The organism is Brevibacterium sp. LE-L, assembly GCF_050214925.1.
Taxonomy (GTDB): Bacteria; Actinomycetota; Actinomycetes; order Actinomycetales; family Brevibacteriaceae; genus Brevibacterium.
This window is the reverse complement of sequence record NZ_CP189759.1, coordinates 3500717-3520625: the sequence shown is the minus strand read 5'-3', so window position 1 is coordinate 3520625 and position 19909 is coordinate 3500717. Positions and strand designations below refer to the sequence as shown.

Genomic DNA, 19909 nt, shown 5'->3' with positions numbered 1-19909 from the left:
GTTCGTCCGGTGACAGTCCTCGACATCCTCCTCATCATCTTCGGCGTCGGCGCGCTCTTCGCCGGTTTCCGCCAAGGATTCATCACCGGGCTCGGCACCGCGGCAGGCTTCGTCGTCGGCTGGATCCTCGGTCGGCTGCTCTCCCCGCTCGTCGAAACGCTCAGCGAAGGCACGAGCGCCATGGACAACCCCGGCGTGCTCATGCTGCTGGCGTCCATGCCGCTGGTCCTCAGCGTCCTCTTCGCCTTCGCCGGCAGCGGCATCGGCGCATGGATCAGACGCTCAATGGATTCCGAGCTCGGACAGGGCATCGACGCCATCGGCGGCACCATCACCGCCGGTATCGTCTACATCCTCGTCGTCTGGCTCGCTGCCGGCTTCATCCGCACCACCCCGCTCGTCGACCCCAACCGGTGGGTCGCCGACTCGGCCGTCATCGCAGCCGTTGACCGCACCATTCCCTACTCCTCCCAAAGCGCCCTCGGCGGTCTCGCCAAAGGACTGAGCGCCTCGGGCTTCCCGCAGGTGTTCTCCGGCCAGACCGAGCAGATCCGCGGCGTCGGCGAACCCGACGAAGCCGTGGTCGACGTCGGCCGCGACGTCGAGGACTCGGTCGTGAAGATCACGACCACAGCGACGTCCTGCGCCACCGGTTCCGAAGGCTCGGGATTCGTCTATGAGGACGGACTCGTCGCCACCAACGCCCACGTCGTGGCCGGGTCCTCGGAGCTCGCCGTCCAGGTGGGAGGAAAGGGCCGGCCCTACCGCGCCGAGGTGGTCGGATTCGAGGCCGAAGCCGACGTCGCCGTGCTCCGTGTTCCGGGGCTTCAGGCTCCCGCCCTCGACTTCGGCGATGGACTCGGGCCCGGGGACGACTCCGTGGTCGTGGGCTTTCCCGCCAACGGTCCCTACACGATCTCACCGACCCGTGTGCGAGAGAAGATCAATGCACGCGGTCTCGACATCTACGATTCGAAATCGGTGGTGCGCGAAGTGTATTCGCTGCGTGGAATCGTCCGCGAAGGCAATTCGGGCGGCCCGCTCATCGATGATCAGGGCGATGTCGTCGGCATGGTCTTCGCCCGATCCGCCACCGATGATGAGACCGGCTACGCCCTCACGCGCGCCGAGATCGCCGACGAACTGCGGGCCGGTGCGAACAACCGCAGCCCGCAGCCGACCGGACAGTGCACGAACTGAAACGCGTGCACGAAATGACCCGTGGGCCCGAACAGAATTGCGGACCCGCACACAAGCGCGCGCTCGAACGGAAGCGCGCGACCCCGCAGACTACTTGAGGTCGAGCCCGGCCAGGACGGCGCGGTGATCGCTCGACCCGCGTTCGAGCACCTCGTCCGAGGTGGCAGCGAAGCCGCGGTAGAGGACGTGGTCGAGCCGGGTCACGGGGAACCGGGCGGGCCAGGTGAAGCCGAATCCGCCGCGGGCCTGTACGCGGGAGTCTTCGAGCGGGGGAACCAGGCTCTTGAGATTGTTGTCCGTCGATGCCGTGTTGAAGTCACCGGCGACGATGACATGCTCGGCGTCGTCGGTCTCGACGGTCGTGGCCAGACGACGCAGTGCGGCATTGCGCATCGATTCGTGTCCCGGCCGCACCGAGGGCATGTGCACAGCATAGAAGCGGATGTCGCCGTGGTCGGTCGAGACCGTTGTGGCGAACGCACGCGGCCACTGCAGACCCAGGTCGACCTCTTCGGGTTCGGACATCGGCCACTTCGACCACACGCCGACGGTGTCGAGGACCTGTGCGTGGGCGAATGAGGAGTCGAGCTCTTTGTGGATGATCTTGCCCGACAGGGATTCGAGCTCTTGGATCGTGACGATGTCCGGGTCGTGATCGACGATATTCTGTGCCGCCGCCGTGGGCTGAGGCATCCGGGCACCCACATTGTGGGTGGCCACGGTCAGATCCGCCTCACCGGAGTCCTCATTGGGCAGCAGCGCCGGACCGAACATTCCCGTCCACACCAGCGTCGGCACGAGGAACCCGATGGCCGACAGCCACGAGAACCGGATGAGGAACATCAGCAGCACGAGTGCGAGGAGGATCCCCGTCCACGGCAGCACCGATTCGACGACGAGAGCGATGCCCATTCGCGTCGGCAGCAGTTCGTGGAGAAGCAGGAACGCCGCATAGAGGATCCCGAAGATCAATGCGGTGATGCCCTTCGCGGGACTGTGCCGTCTGCGCGGTGAAGAATATGCCTGGTTCATCGATCAACGATCTTAACCGGGAAGTCTGGCCCCAGGCTGGGTGGGTGGTGCGATGCGTCTCACAGTCGGCTCGGGCCCGGTGCGGACGCTGCCGCCACCGCGTCAGTGACGCGCGGTGGCACTCCACACCGTGACATCCGGGTGGGTGTCGTATCGGTAGCCCGAACCCCGCATGGTGCGCACCACCGAGGCATATTCGCCGAGGCGGCGCCGCAGTCGCCGGATGTGGACGTCCACGGTGCGTTCGTCGGGGACTTCGCCGCCGGACCACACGGCGCTGATGAGGTCTTCGCGCGGCAGGGTCTCATCCGCATGCGTGACGAGGGTGGCGAGCAGGTCGAATTCCTTCGTCGTGACATCGACGAGGTCACCGTCGACGCGGACCTCCCGGCGGGGGATGTCGATGCGCAGACGTTCGGATGCGGCATGCGTGTAGGCGTCTCCGGCACGGCCTCCGAAACCGCGCGGTGCGGGAGCCGCCGGCGCAGTCTCGTCCCGCAGCGTCGGCGGGTGGATGCGGTTGGGAATCCGCGAGCGCACGGGGCCGTGTGTGGCGGCCGGGGCGCCGGTGGCGGCCGGGGAGCCGGTGGCCACGGCCCGGACGGCGTCGATGTCGCTGCCGCGGCCCTCCGGGGCCAAGGCGATGACGGCCTGGGTCTCGGCCTGGCTGGCCAGTTCCTTCGCATAGGCCTGCAGCTCACCGGCGATGGCCGAGAGGTTCGTGCCGTCGGCGGCGGCCTTGGACTCGTCGAGTCCGATGTAGACGATGATTCCGCGAGCGGCCTTCGGGGAGGGAACGACCCCGGCCGGCCCATAGGTGTGCGGGGGGTTCTGCGGGTCGACTGCGCTCAACCTGGCTCCTGCACGTCGAGTGGCCACGGCACTGCGTGGGTGGACGTAGGCGGGTTCTGGATTCGGCATGACTGTCCTTTGCTCCGATCATCGGATCGAGATGACTGAATGAGTCCGCTGCTTGCGTCTACTCGTTCGGGGCCGGACAGCGGGAGGGCGATCACCGACCACGAACGCAGGGCATGCACATGGCTGCCGCAGGCATTCGCTGTAGTTCGATCACTGAAGTCATGGCTTCATTATTTGTCACATTGCGCTGGCGCTGCAATGCAACGGCCGAAAATGAGACGACTGTGACGGTTTATGACGAAACGCTCGCCGAGGCGGCCCGTCGAACCCGTCATCGGCGGGCTCCTTCGCCCGCGGGGAGTCAGCCGACATTGCCTACGTGTGGGGTCAGTCGACGATTCCGTACATCCGGTCCCCGGCATCGCCGAGGCCGGGGATGATGTAGCCCTTCTCGTTGAGCTTCTCATCGAGCGCGGCCGTGTAGATCTTCACTTCCGCGGCATCTCTGTAATCGGCTTCGATGCGGCGCACCCCCTCGGGGGCGGAGACGAGACACACGGCGGTGACATCGCGAGCACCGCGGGCGAGGAGGAAATCGATCGCCATGGCCAGGGTGCCGCCGGTGGCGAGCATCGGGTCGACGACGAAGATCTGCCGACCCGTGAGGTCGTCGGGCAGCCGATCGGCATAGGCACTGGGCTCGAACGTCGTCTCATCGCGGACCATGCCGAGGAAGCCCACCTCGGCGGTGGGCAGGATGCGCAGCATTCCGTCGAGCATGCCCAGGCCGGCGCGCAGGATCGGCACGACGATGGGTCGGGGCTCGGCGATGCGGGTGCCGGTGAATGTCGACACGGGGGTCGAGATCTCCTTGTCTTCGACCGCCACCGACCGAGTCGCCTCGTAGGCCAGCAGCATGACGAGCTCTTCGGTGAGCTGGCGGAAGCGGGCGGAGTCCGCGTTCCGATCGCGCAGGGCAGTGAGCTTATGGGCGATGAGCGGGTGATCGGCTACGTGAAGATGCATACCCAAATGGTAGGGGAGAACTCGGTGCTCCCGGCAGTGGTCAACACGCGGCGAAGCGTTCACAATGGAGGCATGTCGTACTTCACTGAGATCCTGACCGATTCCGGCGATGGCTACCGTGCCCTCGATGTCGACGTCCGCGATGCCTCCGACCTCGACGATCTCGTCGACACGATGCGCGGAGCAGCAGGTGATGACGGCGAGGCCGTGGCCGTCATCGAACACGAAGACGAATGGTTCGGCCTCGTGCGCCTGTGCGCGGACAACGAGGTCAAGGTCTTCCTCTCCGATCTCGTCGCCGTCGAGGCGAGCCCGTTCGCAGAGATCTTCGCCGACTTCCTCGACTCCCGGCCCGACGCCTATGAGGCCGAGCCCGAAGAGGACTTCGGCATCGACGTGGATGAGGCCGCCGAGGATGAGGACGAGGAAGACGAGGTCGAGATGCTCGAGCTCGACCCCGACGCCGAATGGGGAGGGGACGCCGACATCTACGCCGATCGGGGAGTGTCTGCCCCGACCCTCATCGAGCAGGTCGAGGCGTACCGTTCCGACCCGGCTCGCGTCGTCGCCCACGTCGGTGAGACCGTCGGCTTCGCCGACCAGCTCGAGGCCGCACGCTGAACCCGGCTTCCCCAGACGCGGACGAGGCGCAGCTGTTCGAATGGATGGGACTCGCCCTCGCCGAGGCGGCGCGGGCGCCCGCTCATGACGACGTTCCTGTCGGGGCCGTCGTCCTCGACCGGGCCGGCAGTGTCATCGGGCGCGGTCACAACCGCCGCGAAGTCGACGCCGATCCGCTCGGCCATGCCGAACTCATGGCCATCGCCGAGGCCGCGACGATCACCGGTCGCTGGCGCCTCGACGACGCCACGCTCGTCGTCACCTTGGAACCGTGCGCGATGTGCGCCGGCGCCCTCGTCGGGTCCCGCATCTCCCGGGTCGTCTTCGGTGCCTTCGACGACAAGGCCGGCGCCGTCGGTTCGGTCTGGGATCTGCTGCGCGACCGTGCCGCGCTCCACCATCCGACGGTGAGGTCCGGGGTGCGGGCGGAGGAGAGCGCGGACCTGCTGCGGGAGTTCTTCTCAGCTCGGCGATGACCGGCTCCCAAAGGGTCCGCGCTGACGTGGCCCACCTCACGCTGACTCGATTTGGCCGCGGAAAGTGCACCGCTGTACAGTTGTCGGCGGTGGCGTGTCCGAGCGGCCGAAGGTGCGACACTCGAAATGTCGTGTAGGGCAACCCCCTACCGTGGGTTCAAATCCCACCGCCACCGCCATGTGGAACCCCTGACCGGCTCCGTCCGGTCAGGGGTTTTTCGTCTGTTCGCGGCCGGGTCGGAGGCGGGCTCGCGCCGAGACAGCGGGAAATGTGATGATTGACACACGATGGTCGAGCGGCCAGACTGGCTCGATGAAATAGAAAAAGCTTTCCAGGATGTGGAAATCCCGGCTTCGGTCCCGGACCGATGGCTTGTCTGCTTCATTGCGCACGTTCAAGGCGCAGGGTCGGCGACAATGATGTCGGCGACTGACCAAATCGAACAACCTGAGGTGGTCCATGAAAATGGCTGACAAAGACCAAGGGCGGAATACGACAACTGCCCCCGAGAGCACCGGAAGTCCCGGCCCGCTCGACAAGTTCTTCGAAATCACAGCTCGCGGCTCGACGATCAGACAGGAGATCCGCGGAGGCCTCGTCGCCTTCGTCGCGATGGCCTACATCGTTGTGCTCAACCCGCTCATCCTCGGCGGTTCCGAGGACGTCGCCGGCGGCAGCCTCGACTTCGCTCAGCTGACCGCGGTGACCGGCCTCGTCGCCGGTGTCATCACGATCCTCTTCGGCGTCGTGGCCCGGCTGCCGTTCGCACTCGCAGCGGGCCTGGGCATGAACAGCTTCCTCGCAGTCTCCGTGGTCCAGGAAGTCACCTGGGCCGATGCGATGGGGCTCGTGGTCATCAACGGTGTCATCATCGTCATTCTGGGGGCCACGGGCATCCGCACGGCGATCTTCAACGCCGTCCCGCATGCCCTCAAGGTGGCCATCACCGTCGGCATCGGGCTCTTCATCGCCTTCATCGGCTTCGTCAACTCCGGATTCGTCACCCGCACCCCGTCGGGTCCGCCGGTCCAGCTGGGTCAGGACGGGTCCATCGCCTCACTGCCGACGCTCGTCTTCGTCGTGGCGCTGATCCTCATCGGCATCCTCGTGGCGCGCAACGTCCCGGGCGGTATCCTCATCGGCATCGTCGTGGCGACGATCCTCGCGATCGTCATCCAGGCGTTCGCGAAGCTCGGCACCGTCGGTGACCCGGTGGACCCGGATCCGCTGGGCTGGAATCTCGCGGCTCCGGAGTTCCCCAAGCAGGTCGTCGCCGCCCCCGACTTCAGTCTCGTCGGGTCCTTCGACCTCATCGGCGGCTTCCAGCATGTCGGCGTCCTCGCCGCCACGATGCTCGTGTTCACTCTCGTGTTCACGAACTTCTTCGACGCTATGGGCACCATGACCGGACTGGCTCGCAGCGCCGGCCTGCAGACCTCGGACGGAATGTTCCCCCGCATCCGCGGAGCCTTCGTCGTCGAGGGCCTCGGCGCCGTCGCCGGAGGTGGAGCCTCTGCGTCGTCGAACACCGTTTTCGTCGACGCCGCTGCCGGCATCGCCGAAGGTGCGAGGACAGGGCTCGCTGCCTGCATCACCGGAGTGCTGTTCCTGCTGTCGATGTTCTTCTCCCCGCTCATCGCCGTCATCCCGATGGAGGCCGGAGCCGCAGCGCTCGTCGTCGTCGGAGCCATGATGGTCACCCAGATCCGCGAGATCGACATGAGTGATTTCCGCACCTCGCTGCCGGTCTTCCTCACCATGGTCACGATGCCGCTGACGTACTCGATCGCCAACGGCATCGGCGTCGGATTCATCTCCTGGGCGCTCATCCACGCCATGAGCAAGCGCGGTCGTGATGTCCACTGGCTGCTGTGGGTCGTCTCAGCCGGATTCGTCCTGTACTTCGTTCGCGGCCCGATTTCGGCTATCTTGGGAGGATGAGCACGATGAGTCAGATCACAGCCTGGCCGAAAGGGCAGATCGCCCACGGAGAATGACGAACATCGCCGTGGGCGGCGAGACCTGCCGCTGGCGACACGACGATGTTCTTCACTGCTGTTCGCATGGATAACCAGAAGTCTCGAAGAACATAGCAACCGCTCCAACCATGCACGGTGCGTCTCAGTGACGAGGCGCAGGAGGAAAGTGCGATGTCTGCGACGACGACAGACCGCTCGATCGCTGAGGTCTCGGTCAACGGAGAGACCCGCGAATTCGACGGACCACCACACACCAATGCCCTGGACTTCCTCCGGGGCCACGGCCTGACCGCGGCCAAGGAAGGCTGCGCGGAAGGCGAATGCGGGGCCTGCGCGATCATGATCGCCCGCCCCGACGCCGAGGGCACCACTCGCTGGACCTCGGTGAACTCGTGCCTGCTGCCGGCCGCCGCCCTCGACGGAGGTGAGGTCGTCACCGCCGAAGGACTCGTCGACGGCAAGACCGTCCACCCCGTCCAAGAGGAGATGGCCGTACGCGGCGGATCCCAGTGCGGATACTGCACCCCTGGCTTCGTCTCCTCGATGGCCGCCGAATACTACCGTCCCGAGCGCGCCGCAGACGCCGCAGACGCTGACGCCGCCGAGGCCGAGCACCACTGCGGACCCAACGGATTCGACCTCCACTCTCTGTCGGGCAACCTCTGCCGCTGCACCGGATACCGCCCCATCCGCGACGCCGCCTTCGCCCTCGGGCAGCCGAGCGCTGACGATGCGCTCGCCGCCCGCCGCGAACAGCCGGCCCCCGCGGCCGTGGCCACCGACTATCAGCGCGCCGACACCGCGACCGGCAGGATCGGCCGCTACCGCCGTCCTGCCACCCTCGCCGAGGCGGTCGAGATCCTCAGCAGCGAACCCGACACCACCGTCGTGGCCGGGGCCACCGACTGGGGCGTCGAGGTCAACATCAAAGGTGCACGAGCCGAGAACGTCCTCGCCGTCGACCGGCTCGACGAGATGCGCGGCATCCGCCGCAGCGCCGACCACATCGAACTCGGCGCGGCCCACACCCTGTCCGAACTCGAACGCGAACTCGCCGGCGACATTCCGCTGCTGGGCAAGCTGTTCCCGCAGTTCGCCTCCCGCCTCATCCGCAATGCGGCGACGATCGGCGGCAACCTCGGCACCGGTTCGCCGATCGGCGACACCCCGCCGGCGCTGCTCGCCCTCGACGCCGAACTCGTGCTCACCTCGGTGCGCGGAGACCGGAGCGTGGCCCTGGCCGATTACTTCACCGGCTACCGGCAGACAGTGCGGGAAGCAGACGAGCTCATCACCGCCGTCCGCATCCCGCTGCCGCTGTCGCCGCTGACCTCGTTCCAGAAGATCGCCAAGCGTCGCTTCGACGACATCTCCTCGGTTGCCATCGGCTACGCCGTCGATGTGCGTCAGGGGCAGATCGCCAAGGCCCGGATCGGGCTCGGCGGAGTCGCGGCCACCCCGCTGCGGGCGCGAGCCACCGAAGCCATGCTCGAGGGCCGGCCGTGGAACCTCGAGACCGTGCACGCGGCGACCGAGACCCTCACCGCAGAGGGCACACCGATGGACGACCACCGCGCGAGCGCGAAGTACCGCACCGCGATGCTGCGGTCCTCACTCGAACGCTTCTATGCCGAACAGCTCGGAAACACGGCAGTGACCAGCCAGGAGGTCCAGTGATGAGCCAGCTCTCCCAGCGCCCCGCCGACCCGGTCGTCGGCGAACGCCACCACCATGAAAGCGCCTTCGGACATGTCACCGGCTCCGCTCTCTACACCGACGACCTCGTCGGTCGGCTGACCGGAGTCCTCCACGCCTACCCTGTGCAGTCGACGACCGCGCATGCGCGGCTGCTCTCCCTCGACGTCGAGCCCGCCTATGCGGTGCCCGGAGTCGTTCGGGTCATCACCGCCGCGGACATTCCGGGAGTCAACGACCAAGGCGTCAAACACGATGAGCCGATGCTGCCGACCGACGAGATCATGTTCTTCGGTCAGCCGCTGGCCTGGGTGCTCGCCGACGATCTCGACGCCGCACGCGAAGGCGCGGCCGCCGTGACCGCCGAGGTCGACGAACTGCCCTCGCTGGTGACCGTCCGTGATGCCATCGCCGCGGAGAGCTACCACGGACAGCCGCTGCACATCGACAAGGGCGAGGTCGACGCGGCCTTCGCCGACGCCGCGCACGTCTTCGAAGGCGAATTCGAATTCGCCGGGCAGGAGCACTTCTACCTCGAGACGCAGGCCTGCCTGGCCCACGTCGACGAGAACGGACAGATCTTCGTCCAGTCCTCGACCCAGCACCCGACCGAGACGCAGGACATCATCTCCCACGTCCTCGGCATCCCCGCCCACGAAGTCACCGTGCAGTGCCTGCGCATGGGCGGCGGCTTCGGCGGCAAGGAGATGCAGCCGCACGGCTATGCCGCGCTCGCCGCTCTCGGGGCCACCCTCACGGGAAGGCCGGTGCGGCTGCGCCTCAACCGGACGCTGGACATCACGATGACCGGAAAACGGCACGGATTCCACTCTTCGTGGAAGATCGGGTTCACCGAAGACGGCAAGATCCTCGCCCTCGACGCGAGCCTGACCGCCGACGGCGGCTGGAGCCTCGACCTGTCCGAACCCGTGCTCACCCGCGCGATGTGCCATATCGACAACGCCTACTGGGTGCCGAACATCCGCGTCACCGGTCGCATCGCGAAGTGCAACAAGACCTCGCAGACTGCTTTCCGCGGTTTCGGCGGACCCCAGGGCATGCTCGTGCTCGAGGACATCCTCGGCCGGGTCGCCCCGCAGCTCGGGCTCAGTGCCCGGGAGCTGCGGCGGCGGAACTTCTACGCGCAGGGGCAGGACACTCCCTACTATCAGCCGGTTCGTCATCCCGAGCGGATCGAAGCCTGCTGGGACCAGCTCATCGACGAATCCGAACTCGAGGCCCGCGAACTCGAGATCGAGGCCTTCAACGCCGGCAGCGACCACATCAAGCGCGGACTGGCGATCACCCCGGTGAAGTTCGGAATCTCGTTCAACCTCACCGCGTTCAACCAGGGCGGTGCGCTCGTGCTCGTGTACAAGGACGGATCCGTCCTCGTCACCCACGGCGGCACCGAGATGGGGCAGGGACTGCATCAGAAGATGCTGCAGGTCGCGGCCACCACCCTCGGGGTGCCGCTGTCGACGGTGCGCCTGGCGCCGACCCGCACGGACAAGGTGCCCAATACCTCCGCGACGGCGGCGAGCTCGGGCTCCGACCTCAATGGCGGGGCGGTGAAGAACGCCTGCGATCAGATCCTCGATCGGCTGCGGCAGGTCGCCGCGGGCATCCTCGGCGCTCCCGCCCATGAGGTGGACATCTCTCGCGGAATCGTCTCCGCACTGTCCTCGCCGAAGACCGTGACCTGGGAAGAGCTCATCAACACCGCGTACTTCCAGCGCATCCAGCTCTCGGCCTCCGGTTTCTACCGGACCGAGGGCCTGCACTGGAACCTCAGCCAGATGCGCGGCGAACCCTTCAAGTACTTCGCCTACGGAGCCGCGGTCTCCGAGGTCGAGGTCAATCGCTTCGACGGTTCGTACACGCTGCGCCGCGTCGACATCGTCCACGATGTCGGGGATTCTCTGTCCCCGCTCATCGACCTCGGACAGATCGAAGGCGGCTTCGTCCAGGGGGCCGGCTGGCTGACCCTGGAGGACCTGCGCTGGGACGAATCCGACCGGCCCAGCCGAGGGCGCTTGGCCACCCAGGCGGCGAGCACGTACAAGATCCCGAGCTTCTCCGAGGCGCCGGAGGTCTTCAACGTCTCCCTGCTGGACAAAGCCCATGAAGAGGGAGCGGTCTACGGTTCGAAGGCCGTGGGCGAACCCCCGCTCATGCTCGCCTTCTCCGTGCGTGAAGCCCTGCGCGAAGCGGTGCGCGCCTTCGGCGGACCCGGACGCGGCGTGGAACTGGCCTCCCCGGCCACCCCTGAAGCGGTGTTCTGGGCGATCGAGGACGTCCGCGCCGAGGAATCGAGGGCGGCCGCCTCGGCGACGGAAGGACAACGAGTTCCGTCATGACCTGGATGGACACCGCAGCCGAGCTTCGCGGAGCTCGGGTGCCGGCCGTCCTCGTCACTCTCGCCACCGTGCGCGGGCACGCCCCACGCGAGGCGGGAGCGAAGATGATCGTCACCGCCGATGACCTGTTCGGGACCATCGGCGGCGGCAATCTCGAGATGACGGCCCTCACCCGTGCCCGCGAACTGCTCGCCGAGGATCAGCGCGCCCCGGAGATGCTCACCCTGCGGCTCAACGACAAGGCCCCGGCCAAGTACGGCAGGCAATGCTGCGGCGGGGAGGTCACGGTGCTGCTCGAACCGCTGCCCGTGCCCGCCTCGGTAGGGATCTTCGGCATCGGCAACATCGGACTCGAACTCACCCGCATCCTCGCCCGTCACGACATCGACCTCGTCGTGTCCGATTCGCGGCCCGAGCAGTTGGAGGCTCTCGATTCCCTCGAGGCACCGGTGGCGCGGCTGCGCCGCGAGTTCGCCGTCGTCGGGGAGGAAGTGCTCACCACGCTGCCGGCCGGATCGCACGTGGTCATCATGACCCACGACCATGCCGAGGACCTGCACCTGTGCGCGGCCGCGCTGGCCCGCGGCGACCTCGGCTCCGTCGGACTCATCGGTTCGGGCGCGAAGTGGCAGCGCTTCCGCAAGAACCTCACCGCCGAGGGCTTCGCGCCCGAGGTCGTCGACACCATCCGCTGCCCCATCGGACTGCCCGAACTGCCGGGCAAGGCACCGGCGACGATCGCCGTGAGCGTCGCCGCCGAGCTGCTCGGCCGCATCGGCTGAGGCCGGCAGGAGCTGAGGGCGCCTTCTGCGTCTGTGCTCCGTCGCAGCCGACCGACACTGTCTTCCACCCCTGACTCAAACAGTCTTCCACCCCCTGACTCAAGGAGAACCATCGTGGTCATCTATCGTGCGCGCGTCTTCGACACGCCTGACAACCCCTTCACCGGAGGGCAGCTGCGCTCCGAGACCGACATCGCCCTCGTCGTCGACGACGGGCTCATCACCGCCCGCACCGACTTCGCCGCCGCCCGGAATGCCCACCCCGACGCAGAGGTCGTCGACCTGCGAGACGGCGTGCTGCTGCCGGGGCTCATCGACACCCACGTCCACCTGCCGCAGGTCCGCGCCATCGGTCATCTCGGCAAGCCCCTGCTCGAATGGCTCGACCAGTGCGCCCTGCCCGAAGAGGCGAGACTCGGTGAGCCCGCCTACGCGGAAGCCGTGGCCGGAGAGTTCCTCACGGGACTGATCGCGGCGGGGACCACCTCGGCGATGGTCTTCGGTTCGCACTTCGCCGGGGCCATGGACATCTTCTTCTCTGCCGCCGCGCGGGCCGGACTGCGGGTGACATCGGGCCTGGTCACCAGCGACCGGAATCTGCCGGAGTCCCTGCTCACCGACGTCGACCGATCGGTGGCCGAAGGGCAGGCGCTCATCGACGCCTGGCACGGGAAGGGGCGGCTGCGCTATGCGGTGACCCCACGGTTCTCGTTCTCCGCCGGTCCCGAACTCCTCGCCGCGGGCGGTCAGCTCGTGACCGACAATCCCGGCATCTGGGTGACCTCGCACCTCAACGAGAACCTCGACGAGGTCTCCGGGGTGGCGGCGATCCACCCCGAATCGCGGGACTACCTCGACACCTACGACCGGGCGGGACTGCTCGGGCGGCGCACCGTGCTCGCCCACAATGTCCACCCGCAGGACCGGGAGCTCGAGCGCATGGCCGAGGTCGGGGCCGTCGCTGCACACTGCCCGACGTCGAACTCGGCGCTGGCCAGCGGCTTCTTCCCCCTGCGCCGCCACCTCGACGCCGGAGTCCGGGTCGCCTTGGGATCCGATGTGGGTGCAGGCACCGGATTCAACCTGCTCAAGGAAGGGGTGCAGTCGTACTTCATGCAGCAGCTCGACCCGTCCGGGGGAGTGGCACTGAACTCCGCGCACCTGCTGCACCTGGCCACGGCGGCCGGCGCCGAGGCGCTCGAACTCGACGAAGTCGGGGATCTGTCCGTAGGCAAGCGCTTCGACGCCGTGCTCGTCCGCCCGGCCGCCGGCGAGCCCCTCGACGTCGGCATCCGGCATGCCGCCGACGACGGAGACGCCTTGGCGACGATCTTTGCCATGGGCACTCCCGCTGACATCGCCGAAGTCTGGATCGACGGCCACCCCACCAAAAACTGACCCTCCCTTACTACCCGACGGCGGCCCAGCAACCTCGCGCCAAGTTGCTGGGCCGCCGTCGGGTTGTTTTGGGGAGGGGTCTTGACGCGGGCTTCGCCAACTGCCTATGCTTATTTCACTGAATGGAAATGAACTTCCGCAATACGGAAAAAAGAGATCCTCAAAGGAGAGCTCCATGACCCAGGCCTTCGACTTCACCGCTCCCGACAGCTACATCCTCAACTGCTCCACCCTGCTCACCGAACTGCCCGTCCTCGAACGCGCCCAGGCCGCGAAGGACGCCGGCTTCGACCGCGTCGAATTCTGGTGGCCCTTCGACGGCAACCCGCGCCCCACCTCGGCGGAGGTCGATGAGTTCATCGCCTCGCTCGAGACCGCCGGAGTCGAACTCGCCGGGCTGAACTTCTGGGCAGGGAATATGGCCGCCGGTGACCGAGGCATGGTCTCCGTCATCGGCGCCGAGGAGGACTTCGCCGCGAACGTCGACATCGTCGTTGAGATCGGCCGCCGCACCGGCTGCCGCGCCTTCAACGCCCTCTACGGACTGCGCACCGAAGGCCAGGACGCCGCCGGCCAGGACGCCACGGCCGTCGCCAACCTCTCCCTGGCCGCGAACGCGGTCGCCGCGATCGGCGGCACCGTCCTCGTCGAACCCGTCTCCGGGGCCGAGGCCTACCCGCTCAAGCGCTTCGCCGACGCCGCCGAGGTGGTCGCCGCCGTCCGCGCCGACGGACCATCGAACATCGCCGTGCTCGCCGACTTCTTCCACATGAGCGTCAATGGCGACGATGTGGCCGCCGTCATCGAAGCCGCGGCCGCCGACTTCGGCCACATCCAGATCGCCGACGCTGAGGGGCGCGGAGCACCGGGCACCGGATCGTTGCCGCTGCGCGACTGGATCAACCGTGCCTATGCGCTCGGCTACACCGGCTCGGTCGCGCTCGAATACAAGCAGGACCGTGCCACCGCCTTCGACTGGCTGGCCCACGCCGCCCAGTCCGCCTGAGAACCCCGAACTCCACACGAAGGAAACCCCATGAGCAAGACAATCGCATTCATCGGACTCGGCATCATGGGCCTGCCCATGGCCAAGAACCTCGTCGCCGCCGGCTTCGACGTCCGCGGCTTCAACCGCACCCCGGCCAAAGCCGATTCCCTCGCCGAGGCGGGAGGAACCGCCGCAGCCACCATCGCCGAGGCGGTAACCGGTGCCGATGTCATCATCACCATGGTCCCGGACTCACCCGACGTCGAAGCCGTGCTCACCGGCGACGACGGCATCCTCGCCCACGCCGAGCCCGGCGCCACCTGGATCGACTTCTCCACCATCCGCCCCGACGTGGCCAAGCAGCTCGCCGAGCAGGCGAAGGAAACCGGACTCAAACCGCTCGACGCTCCCGTCTCCGGCGGAGAGCCCGGCGCCGTCGACGGCGTTCTGTCGATCATGGTCGGCGGAGACAGAGCCGACTTCGACTCCGTGGCCGATGTCTTCGACGCCGTCGGCAAGACCATCGTGCTCGTCGGCCCCTCGGGCGCCGGTCAGACCGTCAAGGCCGCCAACCAGCTCATCGTCGCCGGCAACATCGGCCTGCTGGCCGAAGCCGTCGTCTTCCTCGAAGCCTACGGCGTCGAGACCACCCCGGCGCTGCAGGTCCTCGGCGGGGGACTGGCCGGATCCAAGGTGCTCGAACAGAAGGGGCAGAAGATGCTCGATCGTGAGTTCGGTCCCGGGTTCCGCCTGGCACTCCACCACAAGGACATGGGCATCGTCACCGCCGCCGCGCGAGAGGCCGGAGTCGCCATCCCGCTCGGGTCCGCCGTCGCCCAGCTCGTCGCCTCGACCGTGCAGCAGGGCAACGGAGGACTCGACCACTCGGGTCTCTTCACCGTCGTCGAACAGCTCTCCGGGAAGAACGAGAACTGAAACGGCCGCCTCGGCGAGGGTGATCAGCCCGTCGCGAGGCCACACCAGCCGGGCGGGGCCGTCGGCCCAACGACACCGACGGCCCCGCCCCACCACGAACCGAGCCGGCGACAGTGTCGTCGTCGGTTCATGAACAAAGGACGAACAATGACACGTATGCGCGCAGTCGACGCCGTTGTGCTCATCCTCGAAAAGGAAGGCGCGACGGAGACCTTCGGCCTGCCGGGAGCCGCGATCAATCCGCTGTACTCGGCGATGAAGGCCCATGGCGGCATCCGCCACACCCTGGCCCGTCACGTCGAAGGGGCCTCCCACATGGCCGACGGCTACACCCGTTCGGCACCGGGCAACATCGGCGTCTGCCTCGGCACCTCGGGGCCGGCCGGCACCGATATGATCACCGGCCTCTACGCCGCGGCCGCCGATTCCCAGCCGATCCTGTGCATCACCGGCCAGGCCCCGGTCGCCGTGCTCGACAAGGAGGACTTCCAAGCCGTCGACATCGCCTCGATCGCGAAACCGGTGACGAAGATGGCCAAGACCGTACTCGAAGCCGGGCAGGTCCCCGGAGCCTTCCAATCTGCGTTCCAGATCATGCGCTCGGCCCGACCCGGGCCCGTGCTCATCGACCTGCCCATCGACGTGCAGCAGACCGAGATCGACTTCGACATCGACACCTACGAACCGCTGGCGCCCGCAAAGCCGGAGGCCACCTCGGCGCAGGCGGAGAAGATCCTCGACCTCATCGCCGAGGCGGAGCATCCGCTCATCATCGCCGGCGGCGGAATCATCAACGCCGATGCGTCCGATCGGCTCGTCGAATTCGCCGAACTCACCTCGATTCCGGTCTCACCGACCCTCATGGGCTGGGGCACCATCCCCGATGACCATGTGCTGCAGGCCGGGATGGTCGGCATCCAGACGCACGTGCGCTACGGCAACGCCTCCTTCCTCGAATCGGACCTCGTCATCGGCATCGGCAACCGCTGGGCCAACCGGCACACCGGTGACCTCGGCGTCTACCGGAAGGGGCGGAAGTTCGTCCACATCGACATCGAACCGACGCAGATCGGGCGCGTGTTCTCGCCCGACTACGGGGTGGTTTCGGACGCCGGAGCGGCCCTCGAGGCACTCATTGCGGCCGCTCGCGACCGGGCCGGCTCTCTGCCGGACTTCACCGGCTGGGCCGGTGAGTGCACGGCACGGAAGTCGACCGAGCACCGGAAGACGAACTTCACCGAGGTGCCGATCAAGCCGCAGCGGGTCTACCAGGAGATGAACCAGGCGTTCGGCAAGGACGTCACCTATGTATCGACGATCGGGCTGAGCCAGATCGCCGGAGCCCAGATGCTCCACGTCTACCGGCCGAGGCACTGGATCAACGCCGGACAGGCCGGCCCCCTCGGCTGGACCGGGCCCGCGGCTCTCGGCGTGGCCAGGGGCAAGCCGGGCGAAACCGTCGTCGCCCTGTCCGGTGACTACGACTTCCAGTTCATGCTCGAAGAACTCGCTGTCGGCGCGCAGCACAAGATCCCCTACGTCCACGTCGTCGTCAACAACTCCTACCTCGGGCTCATCCGCCAGTCTCAGCGCGGATTCGAGATGGACTACGAGGTGTCGCTGGCGTTCGAGAACATCAACTCCGCCGGGTCCGGCTCGGCGGGGTACGGAGTCGACCATGTGGCCGTGGCGCAGGGGCTCGGTTGCAAGGCGCTGCGGGTCGAAGACCCCGAGCTCATCGGCGAAGGACTGCGCGTGGCCAAGGAACTCATGGACGAACATCAGGTGCCCGTGGTCGTCGAGGTCATCCTCGAACGCATCACGAACATCTCGATGGGAGCCGCGCTCGATGCGATCAACGAGTTCGAGACCCTGGCACAGACCCCGGCGGACGCTCCGACGGCGCTGACACCGATGGGAGAACTGGCCGCAGCGAAATAGGCTGGGCCGAAACGCCCGGGACGAGTAGGCTAGAACGGTATACCGAACCCGCATACACCGGCCGCCCGGGTCGGGCGACTGAGGAGGAACATTGAGCAATGACGCCAACTTCGATCTGATCATCCACGCCGAGAGGGCCCTGCTGCCCGACGGCACCGACTCCGTGAAGATCGGTGTCGCGGATGGAACGATCGCCGCGATCGCCCGCGGTGGCCAGGATCTGGATACGGCCGCCTCGGCGGGGGCGACGATCATCGAGGTCGGAGCCGATCAGGTGCTGCTGCCCGGGCTCGTCGACTCCCACGTCCACGTCAACGATCCCGGTCGTGCCGAGTGGGAGGGCTTCGCCAGCGCCACCCGCGCGGCCGCGGCCGGGGGAGTGACGACAATCGTCGACATGCCGCTGAACTCGCTGCCGCCGACGGTCAGCGTCGCCGCGCTCGACGCCAAACGCGAGGTCGCCGGCCCCAAGGCCTTCGTCGATGTCGGCTTCTGGGGCGGGGCGATCCCCGGCAACACCGCGGATCTGCGTCCTCTGCACGAGGCCGGGGTCTATGGGTTCAAGTGCTTCCTCGAGGACTCCGGGGTCGAGGAATTCCCTCCGCTGGAGCCGGATGAGATGGCCGCCGACATGGCCGAGATCGCCGCTTTCGACGGGATGCTCATCGTCCACGCCGAAGACCATGCGGTCATGGCTGAAGTGCCGAAGAACTCGGGTCCGAAGTTCGCTGATTTCCTCGCCACGCGTCCGCGCGAGGCCGAGAACGTCGCGATCGCCCGCGTCATCGACGCGGCGCGGGCGACCGGGGCGAGGGCGCACATCCTCCACCTGTCCTCGGCGGATTCGCTCGACCAGATCGCTGCGGCCAAGGCGGAAGGCATCAAGCTCACCGTCGAAACCTGCCCGCACTATCTCGTCTTCACCGCCGAGGAGATCCCCGACGGGGCGACGACGCACAAGTGCTGCCCGCCGATCCGTGAGGAGTCGAATCGGGAGGCGCTGTGGCGGGGACTCATCGACGGCACGATCGACTGCATCGTCTCCGATCATTCGCCGTCGACGGCCGAACTCAAACTGCTCGACACCGGTGACTTCGGTGCGGCCTGGGGCGGAATCTCCTCGCTGCAGCTGGGGCTCTCGCTCGTGTGGACCGAGGCGGCCAAGCGCGGCATCGACCTCGCCGAGGTGGTCCGCTGGATGTCCGCGGCACCGGCGGCCGTGGCCCGGGTGGCGAACAAGGGTGCGATCGCTGAGGGCAATGACGCGGACTTCGCCGTATTCGCCCCCGACGAGGAGTGGACCGTGCATGCCACGGATCTCTACCACCGCAACCAGATCAGCGCGTACGACTCCCGCGCCGTCCGCGGTCGCGTGGTGCAGACGCTGCTGCGGGGAGCCCCGGTCGACTTCGAAACCCCGACCGGCCACCTCCTCACCGCCCGCTGACCCTCCCTTACTACCCGACGGCGGCCCAGCAACCTCGCGCGAGATTGCTGGGCCGCCGTCGGGTAGTCCGGGGAAGAAGTTATCCACAGATTGCCTTCGCCTATTGCCGTTCGGAGTCGAATGATGCAGTTTGGTGTCATGTACTTGTGTATGACGACCGCGAAGCTGTATCGGCTGGGGTTTTCCAAGGACGAAGTCAGACGCGCTGTGCGCTGCTGTCTGAGACGCATCGCCCGTGGGCGGTATGTGGCGACCGGGTCCTGCGAAGACGCACGGCATGAAGCCATCTGGGCGGCACTGAGTGAGGAGGACTTCGAGGAGTTCGCCCACCGAGACGATATGCGCGATGAGATCGAACCCTTGCGGGTCCTCATCCGCACCCGTGCCGAACAGATCCACACTGCATCCGGGCGCTGGCGAGTGACGAAGGGTCGCGAGGTCTTCTCCCACCTCTCGGCCGCCCTCGTCCACGGTCTGCCGATTGCCTACCCTGCACAGACGCGGGTGGAGGTGTTCCGACCGAACGTCAGCCGCAAGTACCGTCACCTCTACGTCCGCAACCGGGAGATCCCCTCGGCGCATCGGAAGATGGTCGGCATCTACGCGGTGACGACGGTGGAGCGCACGCTCATCGATGTCGCCCGCGACTACGACCCTGATGTGTCCGTGCCGATGCTCGACGAGGCGATCCGCCGACGTCTGACAAGCCGGCTGCGGTTGGAGGCCGTCCTCGAGGAGTGCCCGGAATCCCGCGGCGACGCTGCCGTCCTCTGCGCGCTGAACTTGACCGACGGGCGCAGGGAGGCACCGTCGGAGTCCATCGCCGCCGTGCGGTTCTTCGAACACGGGGTCGCCGGCTTCGAACCGCAGGTCGAATTCTTCGGTGACCACGGCGAGGTCTTTGCCCGCGTCGACTTCTGCCATCGGGACGCCAAACTCATCGTCGAGATCGACGGCGTCGAGAAGTACACGATGAACGGCCGGACTCCCCGCGCGAGCATCGCCGCAGAGAAGGCACGGGAGGCCGCTCTCGAGGCCCGAGGCTACAAGGTCATCCGTCTGACCTTCGGCGAACTCTTCCGCACCGCGCCCTTCGAGCGGATCCTCGGCGTGCTCGCCTCACGGTTGCGCACCGGATGATCGCGGAAGCACCCGACGGCGGCCCA

General features: G+C 67.2%; 16 protein-coding genes and 1 tRNA gene. 14 read left to right on the top strand and 3 right to left on the bottom strand.

Annotation, left to right across the window (positions count from 1 at the left end; translation table 11 throughout):
* Positions 1-9 precede the first annotated feature (9 nt).
* Entirely contained in the window at positions 10-1200 is a 1191-nt protein-coding gene (locus tag ACQE2J_RS16070) for a MarP family serine protease (RefSeq protein ID WP_135537366.1), read from the top strand.
* 90 nt (positions 1201-1290) lie between these two features.
* Here ACQE2J_RS16070 and ACQE2J_RS16065 read toward each other — a convergent pair whose 3' ends face one another.
* From ACQE2J_RS16065 to upp, 3 genes are all read right to left on the bottom strand, one after another.
* Positions 1291-2232 carry an endonuclease/exonuclease/phosphatase family protein gene (locus ACQE2J_RS16065; RefSeq protein WP_426936598.1) on the bottom strand — a complete coding sequence of 314 codons (942 nt, stop codon included), beginning with the start codon at positions 2230-2232 and terminating at the stop codon, positions 1291-1293.
* Between the two features lie 102 nt (positions 2233-2334).
* On the bottom strand, positions 2335-3153 hold the full coding sequence (locus ACQE2J_RS16060; protein ID WP_135537364.1) for a winged helix-turn-helix domain-containing protein: 819 nt from the start codon (positions 3151-3153) through the stop codon (positions 2335-2337).
* A 327-nt stretch (positions 3154-3480) separates the two neighbouring features.
* Entirely contained in the window at positions 3481-4119 is a 639-nt protein-coding gene (gene upp / locus ACQE2J_RS16055; protein WP_426936597.1) for a uracil phosphoribosyltransferase, read from the bottom strand.
* Between the two features lie 72 nt (positions 4120-4191).
* Here upp and ACQE2J_RS16050 point away from each other — a divergent pair, with 72 nt between their 5' ends.
* From ACQE2J_RS16050 to ACQE2J_RS15990, 13 genes are all read left to right on the top strand, one after another.
* Complete coding sequence (locus tag ACQE2J_RS16050; RefSeq protein ID WP_426936596.1) at positions 4192-4740, top strand: tRNA adenosine deaminase-associated protein; 549 nt, start codon at positions 4192-4194, stop codon at positions 4738-4740.
* A 44-nt stretch (positions 4741-4784) separates the two neighbouring features.
* A complete protein-coding gene (locus ACQE2J_RS16045; protein ID WP_426936595.1) occupies positions 4785-5216 on the top strand; it encodes a nucleoside deaminase in 432 nt (143 codons plus the stop codon).
* A gap of 88 nt (positions 5217-5304) precedes the next feature.
* A tRNA-Ser gene (locus ACQE2J_RS16040) sits at positions 5305-5395 on the top strand.
* Between the two features lie 287 nt (positions 5396-5682).
* A complete protein-coding gene (locus ACQE2J_RS16035; RefSeq protein ID WP_426936594.1) occupies positions 5683-7158 on the top strand; it encodes an NCS2 family permease in 1476 nt (491 codons plus the stop codon).
* A 209-nt stretch (positions 7159-7367) separates the two neighbouring features.
* Positions 7368-8873: a xanthine dehydrogenase small subunit gene (locus ACQE2J_RS16030; protein ID WP_426936593.1), complete on the top strand. Its 1506-nt coding sequence runs from the start codon at positions 7368-7370 to the stop codon at positions 8871-8873.
* On the top strand, positions 8873-11251 hold the full coding sequence (gene xdhB / locus ACQE2J_RS16025; RefSeq protein ID WP_426936592.1) for a xanthine dehydrogenase molybdopterin binding subunit: 2379 nt from the start codon (positions 8873-8875) through the stop codon (positions 11249-11251). The genes ACQE2J_RS16030 and xdhB overlap by 1 nt, the downstream gene beginning before the upstream one ends.
* Positions 11248-12033, top strand: a complete 786-nt coding sequence (gene xdhC / locus ACQE2J_RS16020) for a xanthine dehydrogenase accessory protein XdhC (RefSeq protein WP_426936591.1) — start codon at positions 11248-11250, stop codon at positions 12031-12033. Before xdhB ends, xdhC begins: the two co-directional genes overlap by 4 nt.
* A gap of 114 nt (positions 12034-12147) precedes the next feature.
* Positions 12148-13431 (top strand): guanine deaminase, encoded by a 1284-nt coding sequence (gene guaD, locus ACQE2J_RS16015; RefSeq protein WP_135537358.1) that lies wholly within the window; start codon positions 12148-12150, stop codon positions 13429-13431.
* A 175-nt stretch (positions 13432-13606) separates the two neighbouring features.
* Positions 13607-14437: a hydroxypyruvate isomerase family protein gene (locus tag ACQE2J_RS16010; protein ID WP_135537357.1), complete on the top strand. Its 831-nt coding sequence runs from the start codon at positions 13607-13609 to the stop codon at positions 14435-14437.
* Between the two features lie 30 nt (positions 14438-14467).
* A complete protein-coding gene (locus tag ACQE2J_RS16005) occupies positions 14468-15355 on the top strand; it encodes a 2-hydroxy-3-oxopropionate reductase (protein ID WP_135537356.1) in 888 nt (295 codons plus the stop codon).
* A 147-nt stretch (positions 15356-15502) separates the two neighbouring features.
* The gene (gene gcl, locus ACQE2J_RS16000) at positions 15503-17296 is read left to right on the top strand and encodes a glyoxylate carboligase (protein ID WP_426936590.1); all 1794 of its coding nucleotides are present in this window, start codon (positions 15503-15505) and stop codon (positions 17294-17296) included.
* Positions 17297-17387: 91 nt separating this feature from the next.
* Entirely contained in the window at positions 17388-18743 is a 1356-nt protein-coding gene (gene allB, locus ACQE2J_RS15995; RefSeq protein ID WP_426936589.1) for an allantoinase AllB, read from the top strand.
* Positions 18744-18893: 150 nt separating this feature from the next.
* The gene (locus tag ACQE2J_RS15990) at positions 18894-19883 is read left to right on the top strand and encodes a DUF559 domain-containing protein (RefSeq protein ID WP_425119293.1); all 990 of its coding nucleotides are present in this window, start codon (positions 18894-18896) and stop codon (positions 19881-19883) included.
* Positions 19884-19909: the final 26 nt, after the last annotated feature.